The sequence below is a fragment of the Methylocucumis oryzae genome (assembly GCF_000963695.1).
Taxonomy (GTDB): domain Bacteria; phylum Pseudomonadota; class Gammaproteobacteria; order Methylococcales; family Methylomonadaceae; genus Methylovulum; species Methylovulum oryzae.
Window position 1 is genome coordinate 1 of the sequence record NZ_LAJX01000124.1, and the last position, 17,467, is coordinate 17,467.

17 protein-coding genes and 6 pseudogenes are annotated in these 17,467 nt (G+C 42.8%); 5 read left to right on the top strand and 18 right to left on the bottom strand.

Annotated features, from left to right (window positions below):
* The 5 genes and pseudogenes from VZ94_RS12630 to VZ94_RS12650 all read right to left on the bottom strand — a co-directional run.
* Nucleotides 1-326 (bottom strand): annotated as a pseudogene (locus VZ94_RS12630) (tRNA-dihydrouridine synthase); the annotation flags it as partial.
* Between the two features lie 406 nt (nt 327-732).
* Entirely contained in the window at nt 733-1,320 is a 588-nt protein-coding gene (locus VZ94_RS12635; protein ID WP_045779500.1) for a hypothetical protein, read from the bottom strand.
* Between the two features lie 13 nt (nt 1,321-1,333).
* Nucleotides 1,334-1,915, bottom strand: a complete 582-nt coding sequence (locus tag VZ94_RS12640; protein ID WP_045779501.1) for a hypothetical protein — start codon at nt 1,913-1,915, stop codon at nt 1,334-1,336.
* Between the two features lie 17 nt (nt 1,916-1,932).
* Nucleotides 1,933-2,748, bottom strand: a complete 816-nt coding sequence (locus VZ94_RS12645; protein ID WP_045779502.1) for a TIGR04255 family protein — start codon at nt 2,746-2,748, stop codon at nt 1,933-1,935.
* Between the two features lie 452 nt (nt 2,749-3,200).
* On the bottom strand, nt 3,201-4,022 hold the full coding sequence (locus VZ94_RS12650) for a sulfite exporter TauE/SafE family protein (protein WP_045779503.1): 822 nt from the start codon (nt 4,020-4,022) through the stop codon (nt 3,201-3,203).
* A 115-nt stretch (nt 4,023-4,137) separates the two neighbouring features.
* Here VZ94_RS12650 and VZ94_RS12655 point away from each other — a divergent pair, with 115 nt between their 5' ends.
* Entirely contained in the window at nt 4,138-5,091 is a 954-nt protein-coding gene (locus tag VZ94_RS12655) for a CysB family HTH-type transcriptional regulator (protein ID WP_045779504.1), read from the top strand.
* A 4-nt stretch (nt 5,092-5,095) separates the two neighbouring features.
* Here VZ94_RS12655 and VZ94_RS30760 read toward each other — a convergent pair whose 3' ends face one another.
* The 8 genes and pseudogenes from VZ94_RS30760 to VZ94_RS12685 form a co-directional block, all read right to left on the bottom strand.
* Nucleotides 5,096-5,584 carry a CorA family divalent cation transporter gene (locus tag VZ94_RS30760; protein WP_204369142.1) on the bottom strand — a complete coding sequence of 163 codons (489 nt, stop codon included), beginning with the start codon at nt 5,582-5,584 and terminating at the stop codon, nt 5,096-5,098.
* Nucleotides 5,585-5,622: 38 nt separating this feature from the next.
* Complete coding sequence (locus VZ94_RS30765; RefSeq protein ID WP_204369143.1) at nt 5,623-6,066, bottom strand: CorA family divalent cation transporter; 444 nt, start codon at nt 6,064-6,066, stop codon at nt 5,623-5,625.
* Nucleotides 6,067-6,110: 44 nt separating this feature from the next.
* Entirely contained in the window at nt 6,111-6,281 is a 171-nt protein-coding gene (locus VZ94_RS25965) for a hypothetical protein (protein WP_157844917.1), read from the bottom strand.
* 121 nt (nt 6,282-6,402) lie between these two features.
* Nucleotides 6,403-6,627 (bottom strand): addiction module protein, encoded by a 225-nt coding sequence (locus tag VZ94_RS12665; RefSeq protein WP_045779505.1) that lies wholly within the window; start codon nt 6,625-6,627, stop codon nt 6,403-6,405.
* A 61-nt stretch (nt 6,628-6,688) separates the two neighbouring features.
* Nucleotides 6,689-7,243 (bottom strand): 16S rRNA (guanine(966)-N(2))-methyltransferase RsmD, encoded by a 555-nt coding sequence (gene rsmD / locus VZ94_RS12670; protein ID WP_045779506.1) that lies wholly within the window; start codon nt 7,241-7,243, stop codon nt 6,689-6,691.
* Nucleotides 7,233-8,528, bottom strand: a complete 1,296-nt coding sequence (locus VZ94_RS12675; RefSeq protein ID WP_045779507.1) for a M16 family metallopeptidase — start codon at nt 8,526-8,528, stop codon at nt 7,233-7,235. The genes rsmD and VZ94_RS12675 overlap by 11 nt, the downstream gene beginning before the upstream one ends.
* Before the next feature lie 32 nt (nt 8,529-8,560).
* Entirely contained in the window at nt 8,561-9,304 is a 744-nt protein-coding gene (locus VZ94_RS12680; protein ID WP_045779508.1) for an Lcl domain-containing protein, read from the bottom strand.
* A gap of 68 nt (nt 9,305-9,372) precedes the next feature.
* Nucleotides 9,373-10,729 (bottom strand): annotated as a pseudogene (locus tag VZ94_RS12685) (M16 family metallopeptidase).
* Nucleotides 10,730-11,054: 325 nt separating this feature from the next.
* Here VZ94_RS12685 and VZ94_RS12690 point away from each other — a divergent pair.
* The 3 genes from VZ94_RS12690 (at nt 11,055) to VZ94_RS12700 (ending at nt 14,533) form a co-directional block, all read left to right on the top strand.
* Nucleotides 11,055-11,303: a hypothetical protein gene (locus VZ94_RS12690; protein ID WP_045779509.1), complete on the top strand. Its 249-nt coding sequence runs from the start codon at nt 11,055-11,057 to the stop codon at nt 11,301-11,303.
* Nucleotides 11,269-11,703, top strand: a complete 435-nt coding sequence (locus VZ94_RS12695) for a DUF2335 domain-containing protein (RefSeq protein ID WP_045779510.1) — start codon at nt 11,269-11,271, stop codon at nt 11,701-11,703. Before VZ94_RS12690 ends, VZ94_RS12695 begins: the two co-directional genes overlap by 35 nt.
* Before the next feature lie 328 nt (nt 11,704-12,031).
* On the top strand, nt 12,032-14,533 hold the full coding sequence (locus tag VZ94_RS12700) for a sensor domain-containing protein (protein WP_192828643.1): 2,502 nt from the start codon (nt 12,032-12,034) through the stop codon (nt 14,531-14,533).
* Nucleotides 14,534-14,590: 57 nt separating this feature from the next.
* On the opposite strand, the pseudogene VZ94_RS32780 reads toward VZ94_RS12700, so the two are convergent.
* Nucleotides 14,591-15,483, bottom strand: a pseudogene (locus VZ94_RS32780) (fumarylacetoacetate hydrolase family protein).
* A gap of 216 nt (nt 15,484-15,699) precedes the next feature.
* On the opposite strand from VZ94_RS32780, the pseudogene rpe reads away from it, so the two are divergent.
* A pseudogene (gene rpe / locus VZ94_RS12710) lies at nt 15,700-16,372 on the top strand (ribulose-phosphate 3-epimerase).
* A 52-nt stretch (nt 16,373-16,424) separates the two neighbouring features.
* Here the strand turns inward: rpe and yidD are convergent.
* The 4 genes and pseudogenes from yidD to VZ94_RS27065 form a co-directional block, all read right to left on the bottom strand.
* Complete coding sequence (gene yidD, locus VZ94_RS32785; protein ID WP_109867688.1) at nt 16,425-16,793, bottom strand: membrane protein insertion efficiency factor YidD; 369 nt, start codon at nt 16,791-16,793, stop codon at nt 16,425-16,427.
* 16 nt (nt 16,794-16,809) lie between these two features.
* Complete coding sequence (locus VZ94_RS12720; protein WP_045779512.1) at nt 16,810-17,007, bottom strand: winged helix-turn-helix domain-containing protein; 198 nt, start codon at nt 17,005-17,007, stop codon at nt 16,810-16,812.
* A 46-nt stretch (nt 17,008-17,053) separates the two neighbouring features.
* Nucleotides 17,054-17,319, bottom strand: a pseudogene (minE, locus tag VZ94_RS24500) (cell division topological specificity factor MinE).
* Nucleotides 17,319-17,467: pseudogene (locus tag VZ94_RS27065) on the bottom strand (septum site-determining protein MinD); the annotation flags it as partial. The pseudogenes minE and VZ94_RS27065, both read right to left, overlap by 1 nt.

Sequence of the window (17,467 nt, forward strand, 5' to 3'; positions counted from 1 at the left end):
GACCGAGCATACTTTTTTTTTCGCCGGACAACCCATATTGATGTCAATATGTGTGCACCCCGCGCAACATTGATTTTGGCAGCCTCAGCCATTTGTCTAGGATTTGTTCCTAGTATTTGAACTGAGCGAATACCGTCTTCACCTGCATAATCGCATTTTAATAAGGTACGTTTATGGTGTTGCAACATAGGATTTGATGCCACCATTTCCGATACGGTCATCGCAGCACCTAGCTGTTTGCAAATAGTGCGAAACGGTCGGTCGCTAATGCCAGCCATCGGTGCCAATATTAATGGATTGCTTAATCGGTACGAGCCTATTTGCATGGCAGGTGTGATTGGGTTTGGGGGTGTCTATATTACTCTAAATTTCAGGACTTCTACAGAAGATTTACTGTGTTATGAAGACAAGCTGACGCAAAAACGCAATAAATTAAGGTGTTAACAGTGTTTAAACGATGGGGGTGAAAAGTGCATCGCTAAAGCCATGCACGGGTAGGGCCAATGCGTTAGCCTATGTATGATTCGTAGATATAGGCGGTTACTGGGAATGCGCAGTCGGTGTTGACGGTAGCAATCGTTGGCACGGAGAGTCAATTGACGAAACGCGAGTGAGGCGCCTCGTCGGCAGCATCCTATAAGTGCATCTCATGGTCTTATAAATTAGCGCGCCTTATCGCGTTGAGGTGGCTGTGGAAATTTTGAAAGGCTTGGGGCTACTAGATTACGAAACTTAGTCCGGCAGATTTTCGACAAAGAAGGGATTGGTTTCCAAATATTTATTCGCCAAATCTCGAATACTTGCTCGAACGCTTCTAGCGTGAGCCTTATCTTTTACAGCTTGACATATATCAGCGTGTGACAAGTCGTTTTCATATGCTGTGTCAAAAACCAAGCATCCCCGAAGAGGCGTAGGAGCTGCTGGAACAGTTATATTACGAATATCTTCACAAAGAAAGCTAACAGCCCCCGAAAATGATCTCGTTGGCTTATCTGGATTTAGTTTATTGTATTCCTCGACCCGATTATTTGCCATTTGACGAATTTTTTCTTCAGTTGTGTGCGTTAATCGGTTTACAGACAGTCCTTTGTCTGATATGTCATTAAATGCTGTAGGTGTTAAAGTGTTTGTTTCTTTATCGTAATGAATAGGGCTGATAATTTGACGATACAAAAACTCTTTGTTATTAACAGGGCCAGGTGAGAGTTTGGTTGCAATCTCAAGTTCCCATGCAATCAATTCATCTATTTTGAAATCTTGAATAAGTTTGCATATTTGGGTGTTTCCATAATTTTCCGAGAAAAAATCAATACACTTCATGTGCAGTTGGTACCTATGCAGCTAACCCATATCCTGATAGCCTCAATAATTCTCCAAATGTGTCAAAAAACCATTCTGAATCAATTGTCGTGATATCTGCTTCAATAAATGTCTCTTTTCCTGATGAGCGATCACGAGAAAAAATCGAAAGGGTTTGGTCTGATTCAAATTGAAGATCGATATACGCAATATTATCATCCCAATACAATCCAACTTCTCCGTCGCTAGAAAGCATTGCTTTTGGCATTGGAAAGATAGGTGGAATTAAGTTAGCAAAATTAATAGCCGATTCAATATCTGTTGATGCTGGAGGGGAGCTATCAGGCCCGTCCCAGCCTGATTTCAACTCAAAATAACTGTTCAGCTGTGAAAAAACGTCATTTGAGATATTTACGACCACATTGACATTCTCTTCCAAGGCTATAGGCTCAACAATTGAGGAGGTTTTCACTCCGCTATCGCGAACATAATAATTGCTTATTATCGAAGTAGTTACAGTCTCATTTTTTTTCGTTTTCTCAGTAGGCCAATTTTGTATAACAGTTGCTGGCAAGACTAAAGATGCCCAAAGCACAACAGTAGATAATGGTTCCATGCTTACCCCTATCCAGCTTATTTGTTTGTTAGACCAATTTTATTACAGACTTCATTGGTCAGTAATTGTCTCAAGATGTCTTTATTATGGTTATGCAATACATTTTGAATGATTTCTATTGATTGCAAATAATCTTTGGTAGCCATTCTCAATGGGCTACTTAACGTAAATTGATGGGTGGTATTTATGTGAATCTCTCGATCACTCAAATTATCAACCATATTAACATTTATGTTATCTAAACACCTTCCAGCAAGCCCATCAAATGATTCAATTAAATATCCATGGTGGCAATGCCACAAACCTTTTTGATCAAATACGTTAGGAGTCAAGTAGGGGGAGTTTTTAATAAAGACTTCGTGTAGATTTAAATTTACCGGGTCATCTTTCCAGGTAAACACATCAGTATACTGAAGGCTAACCATGCTTATTGATTTTTCATTCAATATCGCAGGCAACACTATTTTAAAATAGCGCATTACAGCTTCAAGTGTTGGTTTCCACCTACTGTATTCACTAATTGCAATTATAAAACGTGAACGTGAAACATTTAGTTGGCTGACAACGTTACCAAATTGTCCAAGTCTTTGGAAACTAACTCCCCCTAACTGTTCATTTCCTCCCTGGTGAGACGCTGGAACGCTATCAGGTCCAATATTTATCTGAACCATCTTTTGAATAACAACCTGTGGAAAATGAGATTTCAGCGACGGAGCTAACCTTTGAACTTCCGTTAAGGCATTATCCGTAAGCTCGCCTTGCCATTCTAGCGCAAATATAACGTTTTGAATCGCGTGTGGTTCAGAAATAGGAATTAGGTAATCTATGCTCATAATTGAATCATATCATTTATTTAATAAATTTACACGGTCTAAGGTTTTATAGGAGACGAAAATAGGGTTACCTTACATTTGACATTATCTGTTATCTGCCCTCTTTTCCGTCTGTTTCACTGCCTCGCTCATGGTGGCGTAACTCACGCCAAAATAGTCTCCTAATTGGGGAAGGGTATAGCGCGTAGGGTGCAATAACCAACGAGCATTGCGCCGATGGTAGATTCACATTCATGCAGGGGCTATTGCGTCCTACGTGCTATAGCAATAACCTGTGCGCTTTCAAATAACTGTGAGTAGTAATGCACAGGTAGGCAATGCGTTAGCTTACACAAAACGGGTAGTCTTGAGAGCGGAAAGTCGATAAGACAGGGTGTTAAGATAACAATCTGCATGAACATTAAGCTTTATCCACGCAGATTCATTGTTGTGACGGGTTACTAAGTCTGTGTTTAGACTAAAACAAACTTCAAACCAATTAACATTAAGACTGAAGCTAAGACAGGGCGTAAAAAATATTCAGGGATTTTAGCGCTTAATAAGCTACCTACCCAAATTCCGGGTAATGAGCCGATTAACAAGCTGCCTAATAACGTTAAATCGACGTTACCTAAGCTTAAATGGCCTAAACCGGCAACAGCGGTCAACGGAATAGCATGGGCTAAGTCGGTGCCAACGATTTTTACCGTTCTCATTTTAGGATATAAGAATAATAACGCGACTGTTCCTAATGCGCCTGCGCCTACAGAAGATAAGGTGACTAAGACACCTAAAACTGCGCCGACAAATATTGTGGCAGGGATTTGCATACGCTTAAACCGGCCTTCGCTTTCATCGGGGATAACAATATCTGAATCTTCCTCTACAGCGGGAGGATTTTTGCTTTTTCTACTTAGTATTACGCTACGAATTAACAAAGCGCAAGCGGTTAACAATAAGGCTATGCCTAAAGTAAACGTAATGGCACCTGTTGTTTCTTTTCCTATCGCCATATAGTGCTTAATCACCATTAACGTCGCTATCGCAAACGGTATGCTTCCCGTGCCTAACCAGGTGACGACTTTCCAGTCTACTGAACTATGCTTAGTGTGATGAACCCAAACACCACTGGTTTTAGTGATGGCGGCAAACAACAAGTCCGTACCTACCGCAACCGATGGCTTAAATCCGAACAAAAAGACTAGTAACGGCGTCATTAGTGAGCCACCACCTACGCCTGTGACGCCGACTAATAAACCCACTAAGAGACCTGAGACAATATATTCAATACTCATGATACAGTCCTATATGACAAAAATAAAAAACTGGCACCACTATATCAGGCTAATCATTCAATTTTTTAATGATATGTTATGCTATGTTTATATCATTTAGTTATAAAGAGACGATATGAAACTGCATCAGCTCCGCTATATCAAAGAAGTTGTCCATCAAGGGTTGAATATTTCTCAAGCGGCAGACAATCTACATACTTCGCAATCGGGTATTAGTAAACAAATCCAATTGCTAGAAGAAGAATTAAATTTGCGTATTTTTCACCGTAATGGCAAGCGTATTACCGGTTTAACCGAATCTGGCAAAATGATTTTACAGTTGGCCGAACGCGCATTAAGAGAAATCGACAATATCAAACTAGTCAGCGAAGAGTTTCGGCAAAAAGAATCTGGCGCGCTGACTATTGCGACGACGCACACCCAAGCTCGTTATCGTTTGCCCAGCGCAATAAAAACGTTTATCGAGCGTTATCCGGATGTGAAATTGCACATTCATCAAGGCACGCCTAGTCAAGTTGCCGAATTAACCGTCAATGCTGAAGCAGATATTGCTATCGCGACAGAGACGATTAGCCAACATGAAAAATTAGTGTGTTTTCCTTGTTATCAATGGAATCGTAGTGTTATTGCACCGCAAGGGCATCCGTTATTCCATAATCAGCCACTGACATTAGAAAAAATTGCCAGCTTTCCGCTCATTACTTATGACTTTAGCTTTACCGGTGGCTCGTTAGTTAACCGGGTCTTTGCGCAAGCGGGACTTATACCCAATGTGGTATTAACCGCTATCGATGCCGATGTTATTAAAACCTATGTTGGCTTAGGTTTAGGGGTAGGGCTGTTGGCGAGTATCGCTTATGACCCTGAGCGGGATAAAAATCTAGGTATTATCGATGCCAGTCACTTATTTCCGCCTAGTACTACCTATTTAGGGATTCGTAAGGACGCGTATTTACGCGGGTATATGTATGCATTTATCCAAATGCTCGCGCCGCAATTTGACCGTAAAAGCATCGATAATGCATTAAAAGGTATGGCGATTAACCGTTTGTTTTTGGGTTTTGTATGAAGGCTTACAGCCAACCCGCTCGCTTAAAGCGCCGATACAGTACAAAACAGACGAGGGCTATCAACATGAGGGCAGCAGGGTAGCCGTATAGCCAGCGTAATTCGGGCATGTGCTCAAAATTCATGCCCCAAATACCGGCAAACGCTGTTGCGACCGCAAAGATACCGGCCCATGCGGCTAAGCGTTTAGTTACTTCGCTTTCTTCTATCGTGACGATGGATAAGTTTACTTGTATGGCGGTGCTAATCGTGTCGCGAATCGTGTCAATAGAAGCGTTGATATGATTTAAATGGTCGTAAACATCACGGAAATATTCTTGGGTATGGCTGCAAACATCGGGTACACGGCCGCGAAATAATTTACCGGTATCTTCTAAAAGCGGCGTCACCGCATGTTTTAATACCATTACCTTGCGCTTTAATTCGTATAACCGTTCGATATTTGAACGTGCATCGCCTTTTTCTATGAAAAATTTGCTCTTCGATATTATCAAGCTCGGTTTCTAACTCGTATAACACTGGAAAATATCTATCAAACGACTTCATCCATCAGCGCATAGAACACAAAGCCAGCGCCTTGTTGTAACAAATGCGGTTCACGTTCGCAGCGTTCGCGCACGCCTAAAAAATTTTCTTGATTACGATGGCGTACCGATAACACATAATTTTTACCGACAAAGACGTCAACTTCGCCAATAATCAGTTCGTCATGGAAAAAGCTAACCAATTGCATAACGGCAAACACCGAGTCGCCATATTCTTGAATCTTAGGACGTTGGTGTTTATGCCAAGCGTCTTCGACGGCTAATGGGTGAAAATCGAACTCTCCGCGCATTTTCTCAAGTTCAGCTAATTCAGCGTCTTTTAATGCGACCCAGACAAAACAATCAGGGATTTGCAAATAATCGCTAATTTCCTCGATGTTAATGTCTTTTAATTTTTTGCCTTCTTGATAAACAACGCAGTTAACGAGCATGGTGTCTGGCTTGGGGATAAGATAAAGATGAGGCTTATTGAGAGCTAGCTACTTCTAGCTAACCAATAAAATGGACGTCGGCGATGATGGGCAACGGCAAGCACTTCAATGTTGCCCGCAATCTCTCGGAAAATAACACTAAAAGGGAAGCCTTGAATGCTAGCATTACGAATAGTGGGTGGCGTTTCAATGCGGTAGCGCGTAGGCAACAACATATTTTGGCAATCGTTTCCGTTACTGCTTCATTAAAGCGTATTGCTAGTTTTGTGCTGATAGACTTATAGAAGACAACGCTTTCAGCATATTCTTCTGCCGCTTCAGGGTGAAAAGCGTAGTTCATTGAATAATTGTTTGTATTTTCTTCGCCATATCTTCCGCAGAAACCAATTGGACAGTTCCATTATCAATTTCCTTTGCCCGGCGTTGGGCTTCGACAAACCAAAGCAGTTCTATTTCTTGCGTTGATAAAGTGTCTAAACTAGCAAGCAATGTTTCGGCAAGCCTTGCTCTTTCTGCAATAGGTAAGCGCAAAGCCTCTTGTTCAATCACCTGGATATTCATAAATCAATCCAAAAATAGTTTGTTTTTTACTGACATTATAATTGAAATAATCAAGCAAGACCTAAATCGCTAGGTGTTGAAACAAACAATAAGCCACGTCCCCCGCCGTTTTTTGTTTCAGCATCTGCCAATTGTTAGGCACGTTTAGTGTAAGCTCAGTTTCGGTTTCCAAATAAATTTTGGCGTCAGGGTTTAGCAAGCCTTTATCTTCTAACCAATGGCAGGCTTGTAAGGCTAGCCCTTGTCCGAAAGGCGGGTCGATAAAGACAATATCAAAGGTTTCTAAAGTTTCGGTAAGATAGCGAAATGCATCGGCTTGTACCAGTTTGATTTGCGTTGCGCCTAATGCCGTAGCGCTGGCTTTTAATTGACGACAGATAATGGGATTTTGCTCGATTTGTATGACGGATTTCGCACCCCGCGATGCCGCTTCAAAGCCTAAGGCACCGCTACCGGCAAAACAATCTAAACAGCGGCTGCCTGGAATATCGGTTTGCAACCAATTAAACAAAGTTTCGCGCACCCGGTTAGGGGTTGGCCTTAAACCGGGCGCATCGTCAAAAGCAATGACTCGACTGCGCCATTGCCCGCCGATAATTCTGAGCTTATTGTGCATTGCCTACCGTGACGGTTTGCAATAAGTCTTGCTTAACGCGTCTAGCAAAGGCGTCGCGTATTGACGCAGCATTGACTTGTTCAATTTGTTGCTTAAAGGTATCTAAATAGTCCAGTGGCATTTGATAAAAGCCTATCATGCTTAGATAACTGGCTAATTTTTTATTAGTATCAAAGCGCATCGCAAAACCGCCGATAATGTTTTTCTTTGCGGCATTCACTTCGTCTTCAGTTGGTCCTTGCGCAATAAAATCGGCTAAGGTTTTACGGGCAACATCTAGCGCTTGTTGAGCTTGGTCGTTGCGAGTTTGTAAGCTGACTAAAAATGGACCAGGCTTTAACATAGGGATAAACGCACTGGCAGCGCTATAAGCTAAGCCGCGTTTTTCCCGCACTTCAGAGAACAGGCGTGAGACTAAATCGCCACCGCCTAGAATGTGATTGCCAACGTATAAGTTGAAATAATCAGGGTCTTTACGATAAGAACCCGGCAAGCCAATTAACACATGGGTTTGGGTAGACGGAAAGGGAATATGCTTAGTGCTGGCAGATTTAGGCATCATAACATCGGGAATAGCTTCCGGTTTTTGTCCAGGCGCTAAGCCTTTGAGTAATTGCTCGGCCGTGTCTGCGGCTTGTTGTTGTGTTAAATGACCAACGATGACAACCATTGCATTGCTAGCGACGTAATAACGTTGGTAAAACCGTTTAACATCATCACGCGTGAGCTTATTGACCGTCTCCAACGTACCACTATCGGGGTGGGCATAAGGATGCGCGCCATATAAGGCCTGACTAAATGCAATATTGGCAATATCGCCGGGGGATTCTTGCTGTTGTGTTAACCCGGCTAGGGTGCGTTTTTTTTCCCGTTCAAAATCTGCCGGGTTAAAAGTCGGTTTCGTGATAACGGCTTGCATGGTTGTCAACGCTTTTTGCAATAAAGCAGGTTCGGTTAAGCTGCGTAATGCCACTGTTGCCGTGTCGGTAGCGCTACCAGTGCTGAACTCAGCGCCTACACTGTCAAAGCTTTGCGCAATGGCATCGGCGTTGAGCTTGTCTGCACCCGTATCTAATAAACCAGCGGTCAGTGCCGCGACGCCATATTGCTCACCATCTCGCGCGCTACCAGCATCGAATACGACTTGTATATCGACTAACGGCAAGTCTTCAGTATGAATAAAATAAACCCGGCTACCTTGTGCCGTTTGCCAATGTTCAATTTTTGCTGACGCCCATACAGGTGTCGTTAACAATAATAACCAGCCGAATAAAAAAATTCGCATAACAATTCCAAATAAATAAGTTGAGAGTGTGGTTAACCACGCACTAAGCGTACTGCGCGATGGAAATTTTCGCTTTCACTGAGTGCTGAACCATCATCGAAATTAATATACCAAGCGCCGCCACCATAACCCGCATAAGGCGATGCTGACCATAGCCAGGAAGGGCTATCGGGAAATACCTCGGTCGCTAAATGTTGCCCGCCGGTAATCTTAGGTTTAGTAATCAATGACTTTAATTCTTGTATCGTGGGCAGTCGCCAGTCTTGATAGCCAGCAAAACCACCTTGGGCATTTAAGGTCTTAACGGCGGCAAGTGCTTCATGCCAAGTAAAGACTTTAGGCTCGCCCTGGGCGCGTTCTTTACGCCAGTGTTGGCCTAAGCTAAAGCGGCACCATTGCAGCCGTGTTTCGGTATCTAGCGCGATACCGTTTGAATAAGCGGTGTACTTATCGATACGCCGTTCGGCCAGTTCTGGCTCTGGCTCATGGGCGGGGGCGGGTTTGGTGCGTTCATGAGATTTATGGTGGTGATGTGTTGGTTTTTCCAACGCTTCTTGCTCTTTAATCCAGTGGTCGTGTTGTTTGCGCTTAACGGGGTCTAATAACACGTCGCGTGCATCATTCAAAATGCGCGTAATGCGCTCGGCTTTTTCTTTATCCACCGATTTATCGGGATGATGTAATTGTAATAACGCTTTATGTGCAGCTTTAATGACAACATCTGGCGCATTTCTCGCCACTTTTAAATTATCGTAATGGGTGCGTATTTTGCTCATAGAGTTCCTCACATTGCTACTCCCACACCTGGTTGCGAATTAACGCTTGCGGGTGATTAGAAAGCACACTATTTCGCTCTTTTTTTATTATCAGGTTTAACATCTAAAGGTAATGGCTGTAAGTAAGCCACGTTTTAAACGGTCTTCTTGTAAATATTTACGTGCCACCGCTTGCACTTGTTCCGCATTGATTTGATTGATTTTATCGACATATTTATCGGCTTCTTGCCAGCCTAGTCCTATGGTTTCCAACATGCCTAATTGCATGGCTTGATAAAAGCCAGAGTCGCGTTCATACACCGCGCCAGCTAATACTTGCGCCTTCACGCGTTGTAATTCTTCTGGGCTGATTAATGTTTGCTGTAATTTAGCAACTTCAGCTTTTAAGGCTGATTCTAACTCCTGAACGGTTTTGCCTTGCGCCGGTGTGGCTTCCAACTCAAATAAACTTGATAAACGCGAGGTGAGCGAATAGCCTGCACCAGCAGAAACGGCTAATTGTTTACCACGAATCAAGTCTTTACTTAAACGCGCACTATTGCCGCCATCTAAAACCCCGGCTAAGACTTCTAGCGCATAGGCTTCCCAATCTTGCTCAGCGGTTTTCAATGACGGAGTTTTATAGCCTAAGACTACTGAGGGTAGTTTAGCGGGTACTTTAACCGTCATTGTACGCGGCCCTAATTGCTCGATTTCGGCTTGCGGTTTTAACGGCTTAATATCGCTGGGCTTTAACTCACCAAAGTACTGCTGAGCTAAGTTAAAGACCTGCTCCGGCTGAACATCGCCTACCACCACTAGCGTTGCATTATTAGGCGCATACCAGCGTTGATACCAGGCTTGTAAATCATCTACGGTATACGCGGCAATATCAGACGGCCAGCCTATGATAGGGTGTTTATACGGGCTGCTAGCATATACCATCGCGTTAAAATGCTCAGCCATTTTAGCTTGTGGGTTGTCATCAGTGCGCATTCTGCGCTCTTCCGTTACGACTTCTAGCTCTTTTTTCAGCTCATCAGCCAATAAATGCAAATGGCGCATTCTATCGGCTTCTAACTCAAAACTAACCGCTAATTTATCCGCCGCCATGGTTTGAAAATATGCCGTATAATCTTGACCGGTAAAGGCATTTTGGTCGCCGCCATTATCAGCGATAATTTTGGAAAACTCACCGGGTGGATGTTTATCCGTCCCTTTAAACATCATGTGTTCTAACATGTGTGAAATACCGGTAATGCCGTTAGGCTCATAACTAGAGCCTACTTTATACCAAACCTGTGAAATCACGATAGGCGAGCGGTGATCTTCTTTGACTAAGACTTTTAAGCCATTGCCTAGCACGCGCTCAAATACTTTAGTATCAGCTTCAGCTTGACTGACGCCAAACACGGCTAACGCGGCAATTAAAACTACTTTTTTCATTCGTTCTCCTAGATTGTTCTGACTATTGTAAACGATAGCATTAAGGTTGTGTTCAACCTGTCATCGGTGAACACAGACTTTTATAAATTCAAATAGTTTAACGCGTCGCAGGGTGGTATCGAAACCAAAATAACTGAGATTTATTCAGTTTAGGGTTTTGGTGGGGATGGCGCTTATTTAGAGCTTTGTTTGATGTTAAATAACTAGAAGTAGCCGAGGATATATTGTTATTTTTTTTGCGTTAGACTTAACTTTTTTGTTAATGTTCAGCTCAAAAAGGTATTCCTAAGTACCTAATCATCAAGCATCAAGAGGACATTAATTAATGGTAATCATCGATTTTTCAAACACTAAAAAAGAGGCATTTTTGCGTGGGTTTGAAAAAGGACTTGCTGCTCCTGTTATGCTGTTTGGTCATTTTCAAGCGCCAAATGTAAATACTATCCCTCAAGTAACCGTTCAATCTATAGAAATAGGCGAAGCGATAGAAAATGATTGGAAGGCAATTGGGACTGATTTGCGTAATGTAATCGAGCATCATGGCAAAGACTACACCTCAAAAACGCCAAGCTAATCAGCAGGTCGTATCAGCAAAACAAACTGTTACCCATTATCAAGGTGCAGTTCCTCCGCCAGAAATATTGCGTGGGATTGACGAAATCGTTCCCGGTGCTGCTGCAAGGCTTATTGCATTAGCCGAGCAAGAATCCAATCATCGTAGAATCCTCGAAGTCAAAGCCATTGAGGCAAATATTGCTGCACAAGAAGCGCAGGCGCAAATAAATAAGCAGCAGATAACGGCAGTATTTCGAAGCGATATAATAGGACAAATTGCGGGTTTTTTGGTTTGTTTGTGCTGTATAGGGGCAGCAGTTTATCTTGGGATAAACCAACACGATTGGCTTGCAGGCGCTATATCCGCTATTCCAACAGCAGCGTTGATTAAGGCTTTTGTGTTGACTAAAAATAAGTAACTCTGACAATCGAGTGAACCAAAAAATAATATTACCTTCGCATGGTTACTATTCTCTCTACCACTTAGCGTTGCTTTCGTTTTTTATATAGCCACATTAAAGACACAATTTATAATTTTTACCACTTTTTGAAGTGATGACTTCTCTTAATAAGCTGTTTTTTGGAGCAGCATTAAAAATCAGCTTGCTCTACTTAATAATGGCTGGCCTTTGGATTTTTTTATCCGATCACTTCGCACTGTTTTTTTTTGTTGACGCTTCAACGTTAAACAAAGTGCAAACCTATAAAGGTGTTTTTTTCGTAATATTCACCGCAATATTATTATATTTGTTAGTCAAACGAGAGCTACAACAGCAGGCGGCCTTACTGTTTGATTTACAAAAAACTCGAGAACGCCTCAAACACATCATCGAGATTACGCCAACGATTATTTATGCGTTAGCGATTAAGTCTAAACCTGAGCAAGGTTATTCCGTCAGCTACTTAAGCAATAATGCCCAACGCATCATCGGTTATTCCATCGAAGACTGGGAATCGGCTCCTGATTTTTGGTTACAACATGTGCATCCTGACGACAGGCAAAAAGCCTTGCTGGCACAACAAGTGCTTTTCAGTACAGGTGCTTTACGCCATCAATATCGATTTTTATTCGGCAGCGGTCAATATCATTGGATAGATGACCAATTAAGGCTTAGTCGCGATAGTGACGGACAGCCTGTTGAAATCATTGGCACATGGACGGATATTACCGAACAAAAGCTCGCTGAAATCTTGCTAGCCGAAAGCGAGCAGCGCTGGAAGTTTGCTATTGATGGTAGCGATTTAGGGCTTTGGGATTGGAATATTGTTGATAATAACGTGTATTTTTCTAGTCGTTTCAAAGCTATGCTGGGGTATGCTGACGATGAAATCAGTAATCATTTATCCGAATGGCAGTCGCGCGTACATCCTGATGACTTATCTAAGGTGATGGAAGACATACAGCGCCATTTTGCCGGCGAAACCGAATTTTATTCCAATGAGCACCGTGTGCGTTGTAAACAAGGTCATTACATTTGGATTATGGATCGCGGCAAAGTTGTAGCATTTACTGGCGATGGCAAACCGTTGCGAATGCTTGGCACCCATACCGATTTATCCGTTATTAAGCAGCGAGAAGAAGAATTGTCGTTGAATGCACAAGTGTTTAAACACAGTTTAGAAGGCATTATGATTTGTTCGCTTGAGCAGCGCATTGTATCTGTTAATAAAGCGTTTACTGATATAACCGGCTATACAGTAGAAGAAGCGATTGGCCAAAAACCTGACTTAATTAAATCCAGTTACCACGATAGTGATTTTTATGCCGACATGTGGCGGCACATCCATCAAACAGGTGGCTGGAAAGGGGAGATTTGGAATCGACGCAAAAACGGTGAAATTTATCCTGAGTGGTTATCGATTAATACGGCGTATAGCGATGCGGGAGAGCCTAGTCATTATTTCGCGATTTTTAGCGATATTACCCAGCGTAAATTAACAGAAGAACATATTATTCATTTAGCGCATTACGATTCACTCACTAAAGTACCTAACCGAACGTTGTTTAAAGAACGGGCGGAATATCATTTAAAACAAGCGCATAGGAAAAAACAATCACTAGCCGTGTTATTTATCGATCTTGACCGCTTCAAGAATGTTAATGACTCGTTAGGGCATAATGTGGGCGATAAATTGCTAATCGAAGTTGCCCATAGACTCAATGCCACAGTACGAGAAGATGACATCGTAGCTCGATTAGGGGGTGATGAGTTTGCGTTGTTGCTGCCTGATACCGATAGCGAGGGTGCTGCGCATGTTGCCGGTAAAATCATTGCTGACACGTCTAGGCCTTTTCTGATTGACGGTCATGATTTAAATATAACGCCGTCTATTGGAATTGCGCTGTACCCGATTGACGGTGAAGATTTTGAGTCTTTATTGCAATCAAGTGACACTGCGATGTATCGCGCTAAAAACACTGGCCGTAATTCATTCCAGTTTTACACGGTTGATATGCATATCCATACTAGCCGTGTGTTAAAACTGGAAAATGCGTTACGCCGAGCGTTGGATCGGGACGAATTAAGTCTTTATTACCAGCCGCAATTAGATATTCAAGGTCAGCGTGTTATTGGCTGCGAAGCGTTATTGCGTTGGCGGCATCCTGAGCTAGGTATGGTTTCACCAGCGGATTTTATACCGATTGCTGAAGAATCCGGGCAAATTCTGGCAATTGGTGAATGGGTGTTGAATACAGCAGTTAGGCAGCATAAGGCTTGGCAACAAGCCGGTTGGACGGATTCTGTCATGGCGATAAATTTATCCGCTGCGCAATTTCGCCAAGCGAATTTTGTTCAGATTATTGAACGCGTCTTAGCCGACACGAAATTAGCGCCCCAATATTTAGAATTAGAGTTAACCGAAAGCATAATGATGGATGATCCGGATGCGGCAATTGTCATAATTACGCAATTGCATCAGTTGGGTATTAAGCTTTCGATAGATGATTTCGGTACGGGTTATTCATCGCTTTCTTATTTAAAACGTTTTAATATCAATAAATTGAAAATAGACCAGAGTTTTGTGCGTGATATTGTCTGTGATGTTAACAGTGAGTCGATAGTTATTGCCGTCATTAGCTTGGCCCATAGTTTGGGTTTAAACACCATTGCTGAAGGTGTGGAAACCCAGGAGCAGTTAAGTTTCTTACGTGCAAAAGGTTGTGATGAAATTCAAGGCTATTTATTCGGCAAGCCTATGCCTACCGATGAATTTACTGAGTTTTTATGCCGATTTAATGTTTTTTGAATACAAAAATTGGGCGTGATACTAGCGTTCACGCCATTGCTACTCACCGGCTATTGTCTAAAGAACTACCTCATCGATGACGGGATTGATTAACCGACCGATACCTTCAATTTCTATTGTCACCGTCTGGCCTGGTTTTAAATAACCCCGCGGTGTCATTTTTACGCCGACCCCAGCGGGTGTACCCGTTGCAATCACGTCGCCAGGTTCTAATGTCATGGCTTGCGACAAGTACGCAATCATATCGTAACAATTGAACAGCATTTGGCTGGTATTGGCATCTTGTCTTAATTCATCATCCACCCAGGTTTTTAAACTGAGTTGATGTGGATTAGGCAGTTCATCGCTAGTGACTAGCCAGGGACCTAAAGGCCCAGCAGTATCAAATGATTTGCCTATCATCATCGTCGGTGAACGCATTTGCCAATCGCGTACCGAAACGTCATTGGCTATCATAAAGCCCGCAATGACATTAGATGCTTGTTCGACTGAAACATGTCTGACATAACAGCCGATGACCATGCTAATTCGCCTTCGTAATCAAGTTTATCTGAGACTTTAGGGCGTTGTATTGGGGTTTGATGACCGATGATGGAGCTGGTCGCTTTGCTGAAAAAGCTAGGGTATTCAGGGCGTTCTTTACCGGTTTCAGCGATATGGTCAGCATAATTTAAGCTTATCGCTAGGTATTTACCCGGTCTTGGTATAGGGGCGTGCAAGGTAACATCGTTTAACGCCAATCTGTTTAAGCCGCTATCTATGAGGTGTTGCATTTGCTCTTTAGCGGGTTGGCCAGCTTGTAAAAAGCCGAGCATGGTTTTTGGTAGCGTTAAGCTATGTAGCGTGTCAACCACTTCTTCGCCGACGACTGCGCCGATTCGAGTGTGCTGATTTTCCGTAAACGTGACCAGTTTCATTGTGCGTGTTTTCCTGTATGATACTAAAGCCATAGTATACTGATTTACTAAGCGTTGTATTGCTTTAATACGCGCTAAAATAAGGCTACACACTTAAGCCGGGACAGGTCATTCAGAACGCATAACGCCAGGGATGGCGTGTAGTAGGGCAACGCAGGAGCGGTTTTCTGTCGCTATAAACACCCTGTCCCGTCTTAAGTTGGTAACCAAAAATAAAAACACTTAACACAACCTTATGAGGAATCACACATGAAGCCAGATTGGATAGCTCCTTCCATTTTATCCGCTAATTTTCGCGAAATTAGGCGAAGAAGTTGATAAGGTGTTAGAGGCCGGGGCGGATGTTGTTCATTTCGATGTGATGGACAATCATTTCGTGCCCAATTTAACGATTGGTCCATTAGTTTGCGAAGCTTTGCGTAAGCATGGCGTGACTGCACCGATTGATGTGCATTTAATGATTGAGCCAGTCGATAGAATTGTCCCTGATTTTGCTAAAGCGGGGGCAAGCTATATTACGTTTCATCCTGAAGCATCGGTACACATTGACCGTACATTACAGTTAATTCGTGATCAAGGCTGTAAGGCGGGGCTAGTATTTAACCCAGGCACGCCGTTACATTATTTAGATTATGTCATGGATAAGTTAGACATGATTTTGCTAATGTCGGTAAACCCAGGTTTTGGTGGTCAGTCGTTTATACCGTCAGCTTTAGATAAATTACGCCAAGTTAGAAAAAGAATCGATGACAGCGGTTTTGATATTCGTTTGGAAATCGACGGTGGGGTAAAAACAGATAATATTAGACAAATTAAAGAAGCCGGTGCTGATACCTTTGTAGCGGGTTCTGCTATTTTTAACCAGCCGGATTATCATAAAGTGATTGCTGAAATGCGTGCTGAGATGGCGAAAGTAGGATAAGCGTAGTTAGCAAAGAGTGCGCGTGAGAGCGTACTCTTTGCCTGACAATACGTTATTGTTCGTTATTCGGCCTTTGCCTGCGGTTATCCCGTCGCCTGCGCGGCTCAAATAAATCTAAGCAATCTGTTAAACCTGATAAATCAAACTCAGGTAATGCGCAGTCACAGTCACCCCGCTGTGCTCTATGAGGCCTGGTCGAGCTCAGTCGACGTTGTTGTGCAGAGGCTTTACATAGGCGCATACGTTTATGCAGCACACTTAGACCTTTTGCTGAACCAAATCGCCGTATCGCTCTAAATCCAAGTGTTGAACAACTGGCTTGTCCCGTATTAACTCGATAAGCGCAGCTAAAGCCTTTGCGAGGCGATAAGAGTCGTTTATACCATTGAATCAGACTGAGTAAGAGATTGCGCAGTATCACCGAGTTATGGGCGCTCTTATTTCAGAGCAATAGTTTCGGTACGGCCTTTCACCTCGATGTTTAATTTATCTTCTTTTGATAGCCAGCCTATCGCTCGTTGTAAATCATTTTTTGCTATACCTGTGTCTGTCGCAATTTTAGTTACGCTAGAAGGACCGTTTTGCTCTAGGTATTGCCAGACTGTGCCTGCCGCCTCGCCGATTAAATGAAGCATAGTTATCACCTTTTCCTATTGAGAGAGTTGAGAGAGTCAATAATGCTTAAACATGTTTTGAGTGTTGATCAGGCAAGACTATATTCAGCTCTAGGGTTTCCTGATTATCGTCTTGTTCAATATTAAATGAGATAGCCTCTTGTTCCACATTCACATATTTTTTTATCACTTCTATGATTTCCCGCTGTAGCTGTGCAGATAAGAGGGTTGGTTTTGTGAAGAGCGCTCGTGGGCAACGAGTATTTGTAGTCGTTCTTTAGCAACAGCCGCCGAACCCCCTTTCGAGCTTTTAAAATAGTCGAGCAGGCTCATTATTTGCTCCCGAATAGTTTTCCAAACAGTCCTTTCTTTTCATCAATAAACCGATGTGGACGCTCTTCGCCTAAGTAGCGAGCGATAACATCGGCGTACGCTTGGCCTGCGTCACTTTTTTTTTCATCTAAGATAACGGGAACGCCCG

Coding starts and splice junctions, on each gene's coding strand:
- VZ94_RS12640 (WP_045779501.1), bottom strand. CDS start 1,915: ATGGAACCATTATCTACTGTTGTGCTTTGGGCATCTTTAGTCTTGCCA.
- VZ94_RS25965 (WP_157844917.1), bottom strand. CDS start 6,281: ATGTTGTTGCCTACGCGCTACCGCATTGAAACGCCACCCACTATTCGT.
- VZ94_RS12695 (WP_045779510.1), top strand. CDS start 11,269: ATGGCAAAGACTACACCTCAAAAACGCCAAGCTAATCAGCAGGTCGTA.
- VZ94_RS12655 (WP_045779504.1), top strand. CDS start 4,138: ATGAAACTGCATCAGCTCCGCTATATCAAAGAAGTTGTCCATCAAGGG.
- VZ94_RS12720 (WP_045779512.1), bottom strand. CDS start 17,007: ATGCTTCATTTAATCGGCGAGGCGGCAGGCACAGTCTGGCAATACCTA.
- VZ94_RS12680 (WP_045779508.1), bottom strand. CDS start 9,304: ATGAGCAAAATACGCACCCATTACGATAATTTAAAAGTGGCGAGAAAT.
- VZ94_RS12650 (WP_045779503.1), bottom strand. CDS start 4,022: ATGAGTATTGAATATATTGTCTCAGGTCTCTTAGTGGGTTTATTAGTC.
- VZ94_RS12645 (WP_045779502.1), bottom strand. CDS start 2,748: ATGAGCATAGATTACCTAATTCCTATTTCTGAACCACACGCGATTCAA.
- VZ94_RS12690 (WP_045779509.1), top strand. CDS start 11,055: ATGGTAATCATCGATTTTTCAAACACTAAAAAAGAGGCATTTTTGCGT.
- VZ94_RS30765 (WP_204369143.1), bottom strand. CDS start 6,066: ATGCTCGTTAACTGCGTTGTTTATCAAGAAGGCAAAAAATTAAAAGAC.
- VZ94_RS12635 (WP_045779500.1), bottom strand. CDS start 1,320: ATGAAGTGTATTGATTTTTTCTCGGAAAATTATGGAAACACCCAAATA.
- VZ94_RS12675 (WP_045779507.1), bottom strand. CDS start 8,528: ATGCGAATTTTTTTATTCGGCTGGTTATTATTGTTAACGACACCTGTA.
- VZ94_RS12665 (WP_045779505.1), bottom strand. CDS start 6,627: ATGAATATCCAGGTGATTGAACAAGAGGCTTTGCGCTTACCTATTGCA.
- rsmD (WP_045779506.1), bottom strand. CDS start 7,243: ATGCACAATAAGCTCAGAATTATCGGCGGGCAATGGCGCAGTCGAGTC.